The 16,001-nt window shown below is 36.8% G+C and carries 14 protein-coding genes; 6 read left to right on the top strand and 8 right to left on the bottom strand.

Translation table 11 applies throughout. From position 1 onward, the window contains the following. Positions 1-27: 27 nt before the first annotated feature. Entirely contained in the window at positions 28-1,809 is a 1,782-nt protein-coding gene (locus tag BMY50_RS03670) for an aminopeptidase P family protein (RefSeq protein ID WP_093323533.1), read from the bottom strand. A gap of 321 nt (positions 1,810-2,130) precedes the next feature. Between BMY50_RS03670 and BMY50_RS03665 the strand changes: the two genes are divergently transcribed. Next, positions 2,131-2,565, top strand: coding sequence for a hypothetical protein (locus tag BMY50_RS03665; protein ID WP_139202197.1), 435 nt, complete (start codon positions 2,131-2,133; stop codon positions 2,563-2,565). Between the two features lie 73 nt (positions 2,566-2,638). On the opposite strand, the gene BMY50_RS03660 is transcribed toward BMY50_RS03665, so the two are convergent. Further along, the gene (locus tag BMY50_RS03660; RefSeq protein WP_093318496.1) at positions 2,639-3,736 is read right to left on the bottom strand and encodes a mandelate racemase/muconate lactonizing enzyme family protein; all 1,098 of its coding nucleotides are present in this window, start codon (positions 3,734-3,736) and stop codon (positions 2,639-2,641) included. 118 nt (positions 3,737-3,854) lie between these two features. Between BMY50_RS03660 and BMY50_RS03655 the strand changes: the two genes are divergently transcribed. The 3 genes from BMY50_RS03655 to BMY50_RS03645 all read left to right on the top strand — a co-directional run bounded on the left by BMY50_RS03655 (position 3,855) and on the right by BMY50_RS03645 (position 6,996). Beyond that, positions 3,855-5,885, top strand: a complete 2,031-nt coding sequence (locus tag BMY50_RS03655; protein WP_093318494.1) for a thioredoxin domain-containing protein — start codon at positions 3,855-3,857, stop codon at positions 5,883-5,885. A gap of 10 nt (positions 5,886-5,895) precedes the next feature. Continuing rightward, positions 5,896-6,393, top strand: a complete 498-nt coding sequence (locus tag BMY50_RS03650; RefSeq protein ID WP_093318492.1) for an FKBP-type peptidyl-prolyl cis-trans isomerase — start codon at positions 5,896-5,898, stop codon at positions 6,391-6,393. A gap of 198 nt (positions 6,394-6,591) precedes the next feature. Then, positions 6,592-6,996 (top strand): EVE domain-containing protein, encoded by a 405-nt coding sequence (locus BMY50_RS03645; RefSeq protein ID WP_093318481.1) that lies wholly within the window; start codon positions 6,592-6,594, stop codon positions 6,994-6,996. A 110-nt stretch (positions 6,997-7,106) separates the two neighbouring features. On the opposite strand, the gene BMY50_RS03640 is transcribed toward BMY50_RS03645, so the two are convergent. The 3 genes from BMY50_RS03640 to BMY50_RS03630 form a co-directional block, all read right to left on the bottom strand. Then, a complete protein-coding gene (locus tag BMY50_RS03640; protein WP_093318479.1) occupies positions 7,107-7,628 on the bottom strand; it encodes an acyl-CoA thioesterase in 522 nt (173 codons plus the stop codon). A gap of 27 nt (positions 7,629-7,655) precedes the next feature. Beyond that, complete coding sequence (locus BMY50_RS03635) at positions 7,656-8,984, bottom strand: type IX secretion system plug protein (RefSeq protein ID WP_093318477.1); 1,329 nt, start codon at positions 8,982-8,984, stop codon at positions 7,656-7,658. A gap of 133 nt (positions 8,985-9,117) precedes the next feature. Then, on the bottom strand, positions 9,118-11,040 hold the full coding sequence (locus BMY50_RS03630; RefSeq protein ID WP_093318476.1) for an ABC-F family ATP-binding cassette domain-containing protein: 1,923 nt from the start codon (positions 11,038-11,040) through the stop codon (positions 9,118-9,120). Positions 11,041-11,124: 84 nt separating this feature from the next. On the opposite strand from BMY50_RS03630, the gene BMY50_RS03625 reads away from it, so the two are divergent. Further along, positions 11,125-12,150 carry a quinone-dependent dihydroorotate dehydrogenase gene (locus tag BMY50_RS03625; protein WP_093318474.1) on the top strand — a complete coding sequence of 342 codons (1,026 nt, stop codon included), beginning with the start codon at positions 11,125-11,127 and terminating at the stop codon, positions 12,148-12,150. Between the two features lie 97 nt (positions 12,151-12,247). Here BMY50_RS03625 and queG read toward each other — a convergent pair whose 3' ends face one another. Together queG and BMY50_RS03615 are read right to left on the bottom strand one after the other, a co-directional pair. Next, the gene (gene queG, locus BMY50_RS03620) at positions 12,248-13,183 is read right to left on the bottom strand and encodes a tRNA epoxyqueuosine(34) reductase QueG (protein ID WP_093318472.1); all 936 of its coding nucleotides are present in this window, start codon (positions 13,181-13,183) and stop codon (positions 12,248-12,250) included. Positions 13,184-13,249: 66 nt separating this feature from the next. Further along, the gene (locus tag BMY50_RS03615; RefSeq protein ID WP_093318470.1) at positions 13,250-13,573 is read right to left on the bottom strand and encodes a TfoX/Sxy family protein; all 324 of its coding nucleotides are present in this window, start codon (positions 13,571-13,573) and stop codon (positions 13,250-13,252) included. 104 nt (positions 13,574-13,677) lie between these two features. Here BMY50_RS03615 and BMY50_RS03610 point away from each other — a divergent pair, with 104 nt between their 5' ends. Continuing rightward, complete coding sequence (locus tag BMY50_RS03610; protein WP_093318468.1) at positions 13,678-14,016, top strand: Rieske (2Fe-2S) protein; 339 nt, start codon at positions 13,678-13,680, stop codon at positions 14,014-14,016. 134 nt (positions 14,017-14,150) lie between these two features. Here the strand turns inward: BMY50_RS03610 and yidC are convergent, their stop codons facing one another. Beyond that, positions 14,151-15,980, bottom strand: coding sequence for a membrane protein insertase YidC (gene yidC / locus BMY50_RS03605; protein WP_093318466.1), 1,830 nt, complete (start codon positions 15,978-15,980; stop codon positions 14,151-14,153). Between the last annotated feature and the right edge of the window lie 21 nt (positions 15,981-16,001).

Genomic DNA, 16,001 nt, shown 5'->3' with positions numbered 1-16,001 from the left:
TAAATTTCTTCTTTCTATTATATCCAACTAAATCACCTTAGTTTTATTAGATAACCACTGTTTTTCATCCCCATCTAAGTGAACTGACAAACGCTCATAAACCATATTGTTGTATTGATTTAACCAATCAATATGTTTTTGATCCAACAATGATTTGTCAACCAAATTGGTGTCTATATAACATAAAGTAAGCGTTTCAAACGCCATAAATTCACCAAATTCGGTTTCCTGGTCGAGTACACTTAACACTAAGTTTTCTATTCGTATACCATAACGTCCCTCTCTGTAAAGCCCGGGTTCAATTGAGGTAATCATACCTTCTTCAATTGTGATGTCCACATTAGAAGCATTAAAAACCTGCGGTCCTTCGTGTACATTCAAGAAAAAACCAACACCGTGACCAGTTCCATGCCCATAGTTACGCAAGCGTTCCCATAAAGGTCTTCTTGTTATGGCATCAATCTGATAACCCCTGATATTTTTAGGATAAACGGTTGTGCTTCCTTCAATCATTCCCTTCAAAACCAATGTATAATCTACTTTCTCCGCATCACTAAGGTCTCCCAACGATACAACACGCGTTATATCTGTCGTTCCCGTTTGATATTGCCCACCAGAATCAATCAACAACAAACCATTAGGTTGTAAGGTGGCATTGCTTCCTTCTGTAGCCTTGTAATGGGGTAGGGCGCCATGTTCTTTATATCCTGCTATTGTATCGAAGCTTTCGTTTACAAAGCCCACCTGTTCCTGCCTAAACGACAATAGCTTTTCGGCAATATTTATTTCAGTTAAGGCTCCGGCCACCACATTCTCTTCAAGCCATTTGAAAAATCTTGTCAGCGCTATACCGTCTTTAATCATGGTTTGACGCACATGTTCAGCCTCAATAGCATTTTTTAACGACTTAAATTTAGTCGTAGGATTTAATTGTTCTACAATTTTAACGTATTGGGGAATTTGGCTATAAATGGCATAACATGTCCGCTTCGGATCAAGTAAAATCGTACTTTCATTTGCAGGCAGATTGTCCAATGTCTTTTCCAAGCCATGGTAATCCAGCAATTCTACACCTTGCTCGCGCAGCAATGTTTTATATTGTTCACTAAGTTTATTTTGATCTATAAATAAAATAGTACTTTCAGGTGTTAGTAAAGCAAAACTTAATACAACGGGATTACATTTCACATCACTACCTCTTATATTAAAAAGCCATGCGATATCATCCAAGGAAGATATTAAGTGATAATTGACCTTAATCTTTTCAAGATATTTCCTTAAGCGCGTTAGTTTACTAGTTGTATTTTCGCCAACAATACTTTCCTCTAATAAATAAGCACTTTCTGTTGGCAATATGGGCCGGTCTTGCCAAATGCTTTCAATCAAATCTATTGTCCCATCTATTAAAATTTTTGAAGGTTGAAGTTCATCTATCAATTGTTTAGCGATACTGACAGAAGCTAACTTCCCGTCAAAAGCAACTTTATTCCCTCGCACTAATTTTTCTTGCAACCAATCAATATACTCTGCGACCCCTTGATTTTTTAACTTAACCAATTCAAAGCCGCTGTTAGCTAATTGTTCATTTGCTTGAACAAAATAACGGGAATCTGTCCACAGTCCGGCAAAATCTTGAGTGATTACCAGCGTCCCCGCAGATCCGGTAAAACCAGAAGCATAAGCTATACATTTATATCTATCAGGCAAGTATTCACTAATATGCGGATCTGCAGAGGGAATAATATAAGCGTCAATCTGCTGCTCTTCCATCAAACTCCGTATGGCAGCTAGTTTTTCAGAATATGTCATGCTATTAAATGATTTTGCGCAATTTACTAATTGAACCATGATTGGGGAGCATTTTTTTGTAAAAATGTCAATGCTAAGTTGGATTTCACGAGATGAATCCCCTGCATAATACTAGTGATGAAGCTATCAGATTAATTTTTCATTTTTTGTATGTTTTTCAACGGCGTTCACGAGAGCGCTACGCTTAGTTCATTTCACTGTATGTTTGAATAAATCATGATGGTTTCATATATTTAATGTTATTATATTAATTGTAAGGAAATTTTAAAAACAAATCGCTAGTACATAAAGTGCTAATGATAATAATTTAAATAAACGAATATGACTAAACTACTTATGTTATGCCTATCAGCATCTTTGTTGGCAGCGGCTTGTGCAACAAAGAAAAAGAATGAAACAACAGAGGCAGACTGCCCACCAAAAGCCTGTACAATGGAATTCCGGACGGTGGGGGTAATTTTTAAAGATAATACCGGTGATACCTTACTTGTCAAGAATTTTTCCGTAAAAATCAAAGGAAGTAATAAAGAATTGCCAAGTGCCGCCTCAGAAAGCCCTCAGCCAGAGAACCCATATTATTTGGTTGCTAACGATGGCGACAAAAGTGCCCTCAATATCGAAGGCGATACCTTGCTAATAAGCGCTACACATCCAACCACAAATAAGCTCAAAACAACGGAGATGGTTGTCTCTGGAGGCCGCTGTGAGTGCCACATTAATAAAATGTCGGGTGAACAAACCATTGTGTTTGACTAGAATTAGTCACCGAACAGCTCATCTACACTTCTTCCTCTCAATAACATAAATAAAATGTTATTGAGAGGAAGATTTAAACAACCCAGCATTCACAATTCTTTAAAAAAGTTTCTTCTACTTCTGCACCTATCCCAACAGCATCTGTTAAACTTATATGATACCCATTAAAAATTACTCCGCCCTGAATAGGATCTTCCACATGTCCAATCATACAGGTATCCATATCAAAATATTTAATCCCTTTACAAGCATAAGCAAAATGAACGTTAGCCGACAGGGCTAGCCTGCTTTCTAACATTCCTCCAATCATGCAGGGAATATTATTACGAAAAGCCACTTCATGTATTTTCAGCGCCTCCCTTATACCACCAGACTTAGCTAGTTTTATATTAATGGAATCGCAAGCATTACCGCTAATCAAACGCTGGGCGTCGAAGTGGCTATAGCAACTTTCATCGGCCATAATGTTTATGGAAATTTTTTCTCTTAAGGATGGCAAAAGATAGTCGTTATACGTGCGCATAGGTTGTTCACAGAATTGAATATTCATGTCAGCCAACGCTTGTAAAACGGTTACAGCACCATCGTAATCCCAACCTTGGTTAGCGTCAATTCTAATGGGTATATCTAAACCAATCACGTCACGAATTTTTTTTATTCGCCCAATATCTTCTTGGGGGGCTTTTCCTAACTTTACTTTTAGTATTGATGCTCCATTTTTTTTAAATGCTAATGCTTTATTGGCCATTGTATCTGCAGTATCAATACCTACTGTGATGTCTGTTTCAATGGCCCTTATTTCACCCTGAAGATACTCATAAAGAGGCTTGTTTTCATTTTTAGCAGCTAAGTCGTAGAGGGCCATGTCAAAAGCACTTTTTATTGTTGTATTTCCAGCGATAAAAGCATCTAGTTCACTCATTCTTGCCGCTAGATCTAAGGCATTTTTACCTTTCCAAAGTTTAGCAAAATCCTGTGCTAAGATTAAACAGGTGTTTTGAGTTTCTCCAACAATCATTGGAAAAGCAGAACATTCGCCATATCCTGCAAGCCCAGCATCTGTATGTACCCTAACAAGCGTGTTTTGAGCATAGTCCATGATGCCAGTAGCAATGGCAAATGGTTCCATCTTTATGCTAAATCTAAAAATTTCAATGTGAGTAATAAGCATGGATGAAAATATAAATTAAATATTAAATAAAAAATAGTGGAATAGCTCTCGCAACTCAAAGCTCACAACTCACAACTCTTTTACGGCTTTAATATTAAAACTGTACCTTTACAAAGTTATGGCTAATCATTTACAGCACGAAACATCACCCTATTTAAAACAGCATCAAAATAATCCCGTTCTGTGGTACCCTTGGAGCGGCGAAGCGTTGGCGAAAGCAAAAGAAGAAAATAAACTGATCATCGTAAGTATTGGTTATTCTGCCTGCCATTGGTGTCATGTAATGGAACGAGAAAGTTTTGAAAACGAGGAGGTTGCGCAGGTCATGAACCATCATTTCATTTCTATTAAAGTTGATAGGGAGGAAAGGCCCGATATAGACCAGATATATATGACAGCGGTTCAGCTCATGACAAATAGTGGGGGATGGCCGTTAAACTGTATTTGCTTACCGGATGGCAGACCAATTTATGGTGGCACTTATTTTAGACCTAATGATTGGGTCAATGTGTTAAATCAAATTCAGGCGCTGTGGAAAAACGAACCTAATGTAGCGTTAACTTATGCTGAAAAATTAACACATGGGATAAAAGAAAGTGAAAAATTTCCAATTAGTCGCATACCGGACGTCTATACCAAACAAGATTTATTAGACATAGTAAAGCCCTGGCAAAATACGTTCGATAAAAAATTAGGCGGCTATCAACGATCACCAAAGTTTCCCTTACCTAATAACTGGTTGTTCTTTTTGCGTTATGGCCACCTTGCAAAAGACCAAGCTATTTTAGATCATACCCACTTTACGCTAAAAAGTATGGCTTCGGGAGGAATTTATGACCATATTGGCGGAGGTTTCGCTCGATACGCTGTTGACGCGTATTGGCATGTGCCACATTTTGAAAAGATGCTTTATGATAATGCCCAATTGGTAAGTTTGTATGCCGAAGCATATAACCACAAAGCGGATCCTGTATATAAACGAGTCGTTCTGGGAACATTGGAATGGGTTTCTCGAGAAATGACATCGGTAGACGGCGCTTTTTACTGCGCTTTAGATGCCGATAGCGAAGGGGTGGAAGGAAAATTTTATACTTTTCAAATTGAGGAAATAAAAGAAGTGCTTCAGGAGGATGCAGCGTTATTTATCAACTATTTTTCACTGACTTCCAGTGGAAACTGGGAAGAGGAGGGTACTAATATTTTAAAAACAGCAATCGATGCAGACAAATTGGCAGAAAAAGCGGGATTTGATGCCAAAGAATGGGAAAAATATCTAGAAGAAATAAAAGGTAAATTATTGAGCTATCGCTCAAGAAGAGTTCGACCAGGATTAGATAATAAAATTTTAACGGCTTGGAATGCCATGATGTTAAAAGCATTTGTAGATGCTTATCGTGTTTTCGGAGATCAAACTTATCTTACTATAGCACAAAAAAATGCAATCTTTATTGAAGAAAACCTTTTTTCTCCAAATGGAGTGTTACTTCATCAACCAAACAGCCATTTAGAACCCATTGAAGCTTTTCTGGACGACTATGCATTTACAATAGAAGCTTTTATAAGCCTCTACGAAGTAACTTTTGAAAAAAAATGGCTAGATAAGGCAATAAATTTAGCTGATTATGTGTTAAATAATTTTTACGACGATAAAGCGGCAGCATTTTACTATACTTCAAAAGAAGTAGCATCTTTTATTACACGGAAATTTGAAATTATGGATAACGTAATTCCTGCTTCAAACTCTGTCATGATACATCAATTACATAAATTAGGCTTACTTTTTGATAAACCTAGTTACATACACGTTTCGGCCCAAATACTGGCCAATGTTTTTCCACAGATTAAAAGCTATGGCTCTGCCTATTCCAATTGGAGTATCCGTTTGCTTGAGGAAGTATACGGTTTTTATGAGATAGCTATAACTGGTGAAAATAGTAGTTTGTTGAGAAAAACAATCGATCAGTATTATCTTCCTAACAAGGTACTATTGGGAGGAAAAATGGAGAATTTACCATTATTAAGCGGTAGAATAACAGGGAATGATTTAATTTATGTTTGTAAAAACAATACCTGTAGTTTGCCAGTTGATAATTTAGAGCATTTTAAAAAATTAATTTTTGAACAGGAAACCAAAAATAAGGTTCCATAAATTTAGATAGATGACAATTACACCAAATAGCGTAGTAGCGCTAACGTACAAATTGCACACCATTAGCAATGGAGAAAGAGAGTTTGTTGAAGAAGCAGACCAAGCTAACCCGCTAGTTTTTTTATATGGAGTAGGTATGATGCTGCCAAAGTTTGAGGAAAACATAAATGGGTTAAAGCAGGGTGATACAATAGATTTTGAACTGGTAGCTGCTGATGCCTATGGCGAAAAAGATGAAAATGCAGTCACCCAGCTCCCTGCAGATATGTTCAAAGAGTCGGGCATTCCTCCAATAGGCGAAGTTCTTCCGTTACAAGATAACCAAGGAAATCAATTCAGAGCACGGGTAGTAGAGGTAAGCCCAGAAGCGGTCGTTGTAGATTTAAATCATCCGATGGCTGGTCAAAATTTACATTTTGATATCGAAATACTTAATGTTCGGGAAGCAACTGCTGATGAATTATCTCACGGCCATGCACATGGCGTAGATGGTCACGAAGGCCACTAAGAACAAAAATAAATTTAACTAATAAAAAAGGGCGGGAAATTTCCCGCCCTTTTTTATTAGTTTTCGGTAATAGTAACTTCTGATCTACAGACGCTATTTAAGTTATCTATCATTATTACATATGTGTATAAGAAATTATTCGAGAGCAATGGTATTGCAAAATTTATTAACTTCGCCCAATTAATATTCGTATAAGCTATGAACTACTTCCTTGTAAAATCGGAGCCATTTAAATATAGTTGGGAAAAATTCTTGAAAGAAAAAGAGACTTTCTGGGATGGTGTTAGAAATTATCAAGCTCGAAACAATTTACAAGCGATGAAAAAAGGTGATTTGGTACTTTTTTATCACAGTAACGAAGGTAAAGAAGTAGTGGGGATAGCAAAAGTTGTTAAGGAATCTTATCAAGATCCAACTACGAACGACGAAAGATGGGTTGTTGTTGATCTAGCGCCATTGGAAACTTTGGCTAAGCCCGTTACACTCGAAGTAATCAAGGCAGATAAGCAATTACAGAACGTAGCCCTCGTTAAGCAAGGTCGTTTATCTGTAATGCCTTTAACGCGCGAAGAATTTGATAGGATAGTGGAACTAGGTAGTTAGCGATTTGCCCTAGCTATTAGTTAAATTGTTGAATAGTTAAACAGTTGAATCTTGCTACTTACGTTTTGCTACTAATAACTCGCAACTGACAACTCACAACCCACAACTAATTAAGCGCCTATTTGATTAAAGAAATTATATAATTCTGTTGCCTCTTCGGGTTTCATTTTGCCTGCTAAAACAAGGCGCAGTTGTCTGCGTCTTAATGCATCAACATATAATTCTTTCTCTTGTTCAGTCTCCGGAACCAATTCAGGTACAACGATCGTTCTCGCGTTCTGATCGATTGCTACGAACGTATAAAAAGCTTCGTTTGATTTAACACGGCTTCCAGAAGGGATATTTTGGGCATAAACTACTAATTTTACTTCAACGGAAGTGTTGAAAGCTCTTGTTACCTGTGCTTCAATACTGATAACATCACCAAGTTTTACAGGATGCTTGAAGGAAACATTATCTACCGAAGCAGTTACCACAATTCGATTACAGTGTTTCTGAGCAGATATTGCAGCAGCTATATCCATCCAGTGAAGTAACCTGCCTCCCATTAAATTATTAAGTGTATTCGTGTCATTTGGAAGCACCAACTCATTCATAATGGTAAATGATTCCTTCGCAAACTTTTTGTTCATGCGGCAAAGATAAGGAAATATTGATGATTACCGACGCTCATTGTTGGCGGTCTTCACTGTTCCATATCCTACTAATTCATCCCACCTTGTGGCTGGTTTTCTATAGTATGTAAATACATCATAGGTATTTCCCGTTTCAAAATGATGTCCATTATATTTATTCACCAGCACCTTTCCATTTTCATCTATAGATTTATAAGTATAATGGTATAATCCTTGTTTTAATTTAAGAAAACCTTTCCAAGCTTTCTTCTCCAAATCATAGATCATTTCATTTTCACTATTTGTTTCGAAATTATTAAACAAACCTACGATAAATAATCTTTCACCTTTGGAAGGTGGGGCTGTCTTCAATGTGAATTCTATACGGGCGTAGTCGCCTTCTATTTCACTATCATCAAAATCATTATTTCTGATAAAATACTTTCCATCTTCATCAAAGGAGAAGCTATAGGTCTCCGCTGATAAATCTTGATCAGGAATTAATATTAGTGTCCTTAAACTATCTTTGATAGAATTTTGAATCTGTCCCGAAAGAAGCCTAAAGCTCCTTATGTCTAAATTATGAAACTCATTTCCTCCATCAAAATCAAGGGTCTTATTATTATTGTAAATGAGCTGATTTTCCTTAACAAACATAGGTTTTGATAAAACCTCTTGCATATCATCTCTGCGGTTTTGTTTTACCACTACCTTGATATCTTGATACGGATTGTTGATGTTTAATTGTTCTAAATTTACCTCAACATTGAGTTTTTGATTTTGTTTTCTCTTTGAAACATCAAAGGATGGAAGTATGTTTATATCAAGTCCGACTTCTTGACGATAAACATAAAATTTCCTTGTTAAGATTAACCTCGATTTATCTGCATCTTCGTACACCTTCAGTAAATAATTCCCAGAGAGCTTAGGAAGCATACTTCCCTCATTTGGAAAGGATAACTGATAATGGGTGTAGCTTTGTAAAGTATTCACCGAACTCTTATAGTCGAAGATACGATCTTCGGTTACTCCTTCAATATACTCTAAAGTAGATAAATTGCTGCTTTTCCAATCAAAAGTACAGTGTTCAATGGTATAATAAAAAGTACGGTTATCGGCTCTTAAATCATCAAAAGAGAGGAAGAGTTGGTCACCACTATTTAATGAAAGAATCGGAATAGCTTGTTCTTCCCCGTTGGGATGGAATTGAACGCTCTTTATACAAGGCAAGTAATCACGATCAGAATAAGACAGTTCTTGTTCGGGAGACCGTTCAATGTTTATCCTACGTTTTTCCTTCTTCTCTTTTTTCTGGGCAAAGACATGTAAATTTAAACAACAGATTACAATGGTAAAATTTATAAAGGCTTTCATCTACAAATTCTATTGGTAAAGCATTAAATTATAGGGTCAATATACTCGTTTCATTCGACTATATATAAAATACCTATATTTATTTTTCTTTACAGTTAATAAAATTTGCACCTATTAGACCGAGTATTAGGCTTTAGTTGCCTAATACTAATATCTCCTCAGCAAGGATTTCCCATTTTGTTTGGTGCTCAGCTAACTCACCTTTTTTCCGATTATATTGGTCGTTCGTTTCCTTAAGTTTGCTTGGATTATTATAAATAACTTGATCAGCAAGTACCTTTTCGATTGCAGCCAGTTCTTCTTCAAGCTTCGTTACCTTTTGTTCGAGGCTTTCGAGTTCTTTATTCAATTTCTGCAACTGCTTATTTCTATCAGCTACTTCATTGACTGCCGGTACTACCTTTTTGCTTTCTTCCTTTTTCGGCTGAACTTGAACTGTTTGTTTCTCTTTGACTACAGGTCTTTTTGACTGCCATTCCTCATATTCTTGGTAAGTACCAGGGTACTCTTTAATTTCCTGATTTTCTATGTACCATATTTTATTGGCAACACTATCTAAAAAATAACGGTCGTGAGAAACTGTAATGAGTGTTCCTTCGAATTGTTGAAGGGCTTGAATCAAAATGTTTACCGACTGAATATCCAAGTGGTTTGTAGGCTCATCGAGTATAAGAAAATTAGCATCTGCAGTTAAGGCTTTCGCCAATGCAACGCGTGATTTCTCACCACCCGATAAAACACGTATTTTCTTAAAAGCATCATCACCGGTAAAAAGAAAGCAACCCAAGATCGATCTTAGCTCCGTTTCGGTATGTTTTGGAGCGAAGGCTTGTAGTTCTTGCAGGATTTCATTTTCCAAATGTAACGCTTCTAGCTGATGCTGCGCAAAAAAAGTGGTGCTCACATTATGCCCTGTTTCAGTTTTTCCAGTAAAATCCTTATCGGCATTCGCAATAATGCGTAGTAAGGTTGATTTACCTTTACCATTGGCACCGATTAATGCAATTTTGTCACCTTTCTCTATTACACCATTTGCATTGCTCAAGATAGGTACACCTGGATACGACTTGGTAATATGTTCCATCCGTACCACATGCCTGCCAGACTGTTTACTGAATTTAAAACTAAAATTAACCGTAGGATTATCATCATCAACATCATCAACGCGATCCATTCGTTCCAACGCTTTTATGCGCGACTGAGCCATTTTAGCTTTACTTGCCTTCGCGCGAAAACGTTCAATTAAACGCTCTTCTTGTTTTATTTTAGCCTGCTGGTTTTTAAACTGACCGGCTTGTATTTCGTTACGAAGTGCTTTTTCTTCAAGATAAAATGAATAGTTACCCGCATAGAGTGTCAATTTACCTTTCCTTGACTCTACAGTTTTATTAATGACTCTATCTAAAAAATATCTATCATGCGAAACAATCACGATAGCGCCTTCAAAGGCTTGAAGGTAGGTCTCTAGCCATTTGATAGAAGGTAAATCCAAGTGGTTGGTTGGCTCATCTAGCAACAAAATATCCGGCGCTTGAAGCAAAATACGGGCAAGCATAACACGCATACGCCATCCTCCGGAGAATTCTGATAATTTACGTGTTTGTTGCTCATCATCAAACCCCAATCCGGCTAGAATTTCATGAGCCCTATATTCAATACTATAACCGTCAAGCGCTTCAAACTCACTTTGTTTATCACTTAACTTGTTGATTAATTCTTCACTATAGTCTGTCTCCATCTTTTTTAGGAGATTCTCAATTTCCGTATGAAGCTGGTTCTGGCGTTCAAAAGCCTCCATTGCAACGTGCAGAATACTCTTTTCTGATTCGTAAGATAAAAGATCCTGGTTAAGGTAACCGATTTTTATATCCTTCGCCATTGAGATGGTTCCAGAAGTGGGAGTATATTCACCTACTATCATCCGTAGTAAAGTAGTTTTTCCAGTGCCATTAGCACCAATTAACCCTACCTTATCGCCTGGTTTTATATGCCAATTGGCTTCATCGTACAAGGCGCGTGCACCTATCTCAAACGTTAAATTATTAATAGCAATCATTGTGGGCGCAAATGTACGAAAATTTATATATTGACTAATCGGCTAATTGTTTCATTAGCTAATTTTCTTCATCTTTGCAGCATCATGTATAAACTGGTTAAACCACTCTTTTTCTTAATGAGCCCTGAAGTTGCTCATCATAATGTTACTGGCGGACTAAAAGCAGTGAATAAAATATGGGGAGGAAGCAGACTTGTAAAAGCGGCATTCACCTTGGAGAATAAACGTCTGGAAAGAAATGTTTTTGGCTTGACATTTAAAAATCCTGTAGGTCTGGCTGCTGGATTTGATAAAAATGCAGAATATGTAGATGAACTAGCCGACCTTGGGTTTGGATTCATAGAAATAGGTACCGTTACGCCCAGGCCTCAACCTGGTAATGATAAACCCAGAATGTTCCGCTTAACAGCAGATAAGGCGCTTATTAACAGAATGGGATTTAACAATCAAGGCGTTGATGTCGCAGCTATGCGCCTCAAATATTTAAAAAAGAGAGAGAATATTATCATTGGAGGTAATATTGGAAAAAATAAGATGACACCAAACGAAGATGCTGTAAACGATTATATTATCTGTTTTGATGCTTTGTTTGATGTAGTGGATTATTTTGTTGTCAATGTTAGCTCTCCGAATACTCCTGGCTTGCGTGATTTGCAAGAAAAGGAACCCTTAAAGCATATTTTGAATACGCTTCAACAACGAAATTTAAAAAATGGTATTTCTCGTCCAATTCTTTTAAAAATAGCGCCCGACTTAACTGATAGCCAGTTAGACGACATTATTGAAATAGTTGCCGCGACTGGGATCGCAGGTATTATAGCTACAAACACCACTATTTCAAGGGATAGTCTTCATTCAGATGAGGCGCTGGTAAATGAATCTGGAGGCCTAAGTGGGAAACCGTTAACTAAACGCTCTACAGAAGTAATTCGTTATTTAGCAGAAAAATCAAATAAGGCCTTCCCAATTATTGGTGTAGGAGGGATACACAGTGCCACTGATGCACAAGAAAAACTTGCCGCAGGAGCTTCTTTAGTGCAATTATATACGGGTTTCATTTATGAAGGCCCCGCTTTGGTGAAAAAAATTTGTAAAGCACTTCTTGATTAATTGTAAGTTGCGAGTTGTGGGTATTAAGTTATTCGCTACAAGTTATTAGTAGCAAGATTCAGCTGCAAACTATTTAACAATTCAACAAGTTAACTACTCAACTATTCTTAAGAAATTTGATATTACGGGTGAGCCCCGCAAACTTGGCTCTTTTGACAGCTGACTTTTTAAATACGCGCTGAAAAGTTTCTTCCGTTATCTCTTCCCAGTCTCGCTGTTTCATATCTAGTAAGTCTGGATGAGGGTGAAAAGCTTCTTCTTTGTGGGGTTCAGAGAAACGGTTCCATGGACAGACGTCTTGACATACATCACAGCCAAACATCCAGTTATCCATTTTTCCGGCAAACTCCTGTGGTATTTCATTTTTTAATTCGATTGTAAGGTATGAAATACATTTACTGCCATTTACAATTTGAGGGGCTACGATGGCTTCTGTGGGGCAAGCGTCTATACATTTAGTACATGTCCCACAGTAATCTTTTGTTGGTGGGATATCATATGCTAAAGGTAGATCAATAATCAGTTCACATAAAAAGAAGAAAGACCCATGCTTTTTATTAATTAAGTTGCCGTTTTTCCCTACCCACCCCAAACCAGATTTTTTTGCCCAAGCTCGCTCTAGTACCGGAGCAGAATCAACAAAAGCCCGCCCGCCTACCTCTCCAATCTCCGTTTGTATATACGCCAATAACAACTTTAATCTGTCTTTAATAACCGTATGGTAATCCATTCCGTAAGCATACTTCGAAATTTTTGGAGACTCTTTATCAGATTGTAAATCAGAATTATAATAATTAAATCCTAAAGAAATAACTGATTTAGCGCCGTCTACTAAAAGCCGTGGATCTAAACGTTTGTCAAAATGATTTTCCATGTAATGCATTTCACCATGCATTTGTCCTTTTAACCAGGTCTCCAATCTAGGTGCTTCGTCTTCTAAAAAGGTCGCCTCCGCAATACCACAAAATGAGAATCCAAGACGCTTGGCTTCGTCTTTGATCAATTTTGAATAGCTAGCAGCAGCACTTTGCATAGTGCAAAATTAGGTAAAGTAGTCTTCATATACAATCTTCTTATATCTTACCTCTTCCAATAGATTCTATATAAGTTGTTGATTATAATTTAAGGCAAGCCGAATCCATGTCTCAAAATCACGGCGGTCCTTGTATCCCTCTTCATATACAAATACATAACCTTTCATTTGTTTTTTCCCATGAATCATTGGCTCACAACCATTTTTCTCTAGACACGCTTCATAGTTTTCCGGACCGACTCTACACATCATTCGGTCATCTCTTATACAAACACACATTTTATCATTTACCATAAAACAAATACCACCAAACATCGTTTTTTCTTGCAGATGATCTACATCTACTAATGCTTCTCTTATTCTGTTGAGTAATTTTTCATTTACTTTCATTTTTGATACTTGGGTTAGTCGTTTACAAATGATCTATCGTAAATACATCGACAAATTTTATGATAAATGTTTTCTTAAATTTATAAAATAAATATGTACAAACGATGATTAATTGGTATAGAATTGAAGATCATTTAATACCGGCGGAAAATGCGATTAACAAGATCAAACTAGCTGGTAAAAATATTTGCCTCATAAACCATGAAAACAATTATTTTGCCACCAGTAGCAAATGCCCGCATGCTGGCGCCGACCTAAGTGAAGGATGGTGTGCAAGTGGAAAGTTAATATGCCCTTATCATAGACATGCTTTTGACTTAAAAAATGGGAGAGGAGCGATCGGACAAGGAAACTACATTAGCGTTTACCCACTTGAGAAGAGAGGAGGAGAATGGTTTATAGGAATTAAGCTTACTTTTATACAAAAATTGTTTAAAAAATAAGCTACTGACACCAAGGTATCACCTATTTAGGATATGTCAGCGGACTGTATATAATATATGTATTCATCCAAATAAAGAAAGGGCACATTCAATGCGCCCTTTTTTCAAGACTAAATTCCCTTGACGATATTCCTCTATTTCTTGTTTGTTTTTTGTTGCTGGCGCATATAATCTTCCATTCTTTTCTGGAATGAAGATTTCTTTTTGCTAGTTTCTGGCTTTTTCTTATTTGCCTGTATCATACCGTGTATCTTTTCATCATTGATAGACTGTCTGATAAAAAATTGTATTACAAAAGTAAAACAGGTAGATAAGAAATAATAATAATTCAAACCCGCAGGATAGCTGTTCAGAACAAAAAAGAAAATCAATGGCATAAAATATCCAATGTACTTCATTTGGCCTGTAGCGCCAGAAACCATATTGTTATACCACGTAGAAATTAATGTTGCACAGGTCATTAAGATACACATTAAACTAATATGGTTAATGTTAATAACAGGTATCATGGGGAAATTTATGATCGAATCATAAGTAGAAAGATCCTTCATCCATAGAAAGCTTTCTCCTCTTAATTCAAATAAATTAGGAAAGAAGAAGAAAAAGGCAATCATAAAAGGCATCTGAAGAACCATCGGAATACATCCGCCCATTGGGTTTACACCCGCTTGTTTATATAATTTTAAATATTCCTGTTGCAAAAGTGTTTGGTTGTCTTCGCCTACCTTCGCCTTAATTTCATCCATTTCAGGCTTTAGCACACGCATTTTGGCCATCGAAACATACGATTTATACGTAAGCGGAGAAAGTACGAGCTTAAGCAAAATAGTGAGTACTAAAATGATCAGGCCATAATTCCAGTTAAACCCTTCTAATAAATTGAATACAGGAAGTGTAATAAACCTGTTAATCCATTTCATCGGCCCCCATCCCATATTGATCTGCTTTTCCAGATCGAGACCTTGATCCTTTAGAATACTGTATTTATTCGGTCCAAAATAGAAGGCCATAGGGTAGGAGTTTACATCCTGTCTATTGAAAGCCAATTCCATATTGGCAGCAAAAGACTTCACAATTTCATCACTATTTAAAGTCGTTACCTTAAGAGATCCGCCATTGAAACTGTTTTTTGCAATCAATACATTCGAAAAATAATGCTGCTTAAAGGATATCCAATCCGTTTTGCCGAGTTCTTTATTATCATCTTTGGTAGTACTCAACTCATCGACATCGCCACCATCAGACAATCTAAAATATGCAGTAGAACGATTGCGTTCGTCCTTCATATCCTTTTCTTTCTGAGGCAGATCTGCTTGCCAATTTAATACTAATTTACTTTCAGCAGGGGCTACAACATCCTGCATACCTTTGGTAATTACAGTAAATCCTACCTGATAGCTATCTCCCTTCAAGCTATAAATATAATCTATATACTTATTTTCAGCATAATTTAAGCGCAGGGTAAGAGAAGCAGAGTCAGTTTTACTTACAGTTATATTTTCCTTGCTTTGTGGAAGAAAATATAAATCATTTGTATTTATATTAACGCCTGCTGTTGAAAACTGCAGACCAAACTTATTTTTATCTCCATTAAAGAGAAATAGGGGATTTCCCTTATAATCTTTTTCTCCTTTTACTTCTACCGACTTAATTCTACCACCTTTGGTACTGATAGATGCTTTTATAAATTCATTTTCAAGCACAATAAGCTCCTCTGCACCAACTTTTGCCCCACCAAATGGTCCTGTCATTTGTGTTGAATCAATTGAAGAAGCTTCTAAGCCTTGTTGGGCAGCAAATAAACTATCGGTCAGTTTTTTTTGATCAGGCGTTTTACGCTGAGCAAGGGAATCTTGTAATTGCTGTTCTTTTTTGATTTCCTCTTCTGAGGGTTTCATAAAAAATACCGATCCTGCCAAGATTATCATGATCAAGAACAGGCCAGTAAAGGTATTTCTATCCATCTTAATACTACTGTTTCAGTC

This window comes from Olivibacter domesticus (assembly GCF_900109575.1).
GTDB classification, from domain to species: domain Bacteria; phylum Bacteroidota; class Bacteroidia; order Sphingobacteriales; family Sphingobacteriaceae; genus Olivibacter; species Olivibacter domesticus.
Note: the sequence above shows the minus strand (reverse complement) of the source record. Positions and strands in the feature narration are given on the sequence as shown.

What these genes read in the sequence shown, in the direction of transcription:
- BMY50_RS03660 (WP_093318496.1), bottom strand. Translation starts at nt 3,736, where the DNA reads ATGCTTATTACTCACATTGAAATTTTTAGATTTAGCATAAAGATGGAA.
- yidC (WP_093318466.1), bottom strand. Translation starts at nt 15,980, where the DNA reads ATGGATAGAAATACCTTTACTGGCCTGTTCTTGATCATGATAATCTTG.
- BMY50_RS03615 (WP_093318470.1), bottom strand. Translation starts at nt 13,573, where the DNA reads ATGAAAGTAAATGAAAAATTACTCAACAGAATAAGAGAAGCATTAGTA.
- BMY50_RS03665 (WP_139202197.1), top strand. Translation starts at nt 2,131, where the DNA reads ATGACTAAACTACTTATGTTATGCCTATCAGCATCTTTGTTGGCAGCG.
- BMY50_RS03635 (WP_093318477.1), bottom strand. Translation starts at nt 8,984, where the DNA reads ATGAAAGCCTTTATAAATTTTACCATTGTAATCTGTTGTTTAAATTTA.
- BMY50_RS03625 (WP_093318474.1), top strand. Translation starts at nt 11,125, where the DNA reads ATGTATAAACTGGTTAAACCACTCTTTTTCTTAATGAGCCCTGAAGTT.
- BMY50_RS03645 (WP_093318481.1), top strand. Translation starts at nt 6,592, where the DNA reads ATGAACTACTTCCTTGTAAAATCGGAGCCATTTAAATATAGTTGGGAA.
- BMY50_RS03655 (WP_093318494.1), top strand. Translation starts at nt 3,855, where the DNA reads ATGGCTAATCATTTACAGCACGAAACATCACCCTATTTAAAACAGCAT.
- queG (WP_093318472.1), bottom strand. Translation starts at nt 13,183, where the DNA reads ATGCAAAGTGCTGCTGCTAGCTATTCAAAATTGATCAAAGACGAAGCC.
- BMY50_RS03670 (WP_093323533.1), bottom strand. Translation starts at nt 1,809, where the DNA reads ATGACATATTCTGAAAAACTAGCTGCCATACGGAGTTTGATGGAAGAG.
- BMY50_RS03640 (WP_093318479.1), bottom strand. Translation starts at nt 7,628, where the DNA reads ATGAACAAAAAGTTTGCGAAGGAATCATTTACCATTATGAATGAGTTG.
- BMY50_RS03610 (WP_093318468.1), top strand. Translation starts at nt 13,678, where the DNA reads ATGATTAATTGGTATAGAATTGAAGATCATTTAATACCGGCGGAAAAT.
- BMY50_RS03650 (WP_093318492.1), top strand. Translation starts at nt 5,896, where the DNA reads ATGACAATTACACCAAATAGCGTAGTAGCGCTAACGTACAAATTGCAC.
- BMY50_RS03630 (WP_093318476.1), bottom strand. Translation starts at nt 11,040, where the DNA reads ATGATTGCTATTAATAATTTAACGTTTGAGATAGGTGCACGCGCCTTG.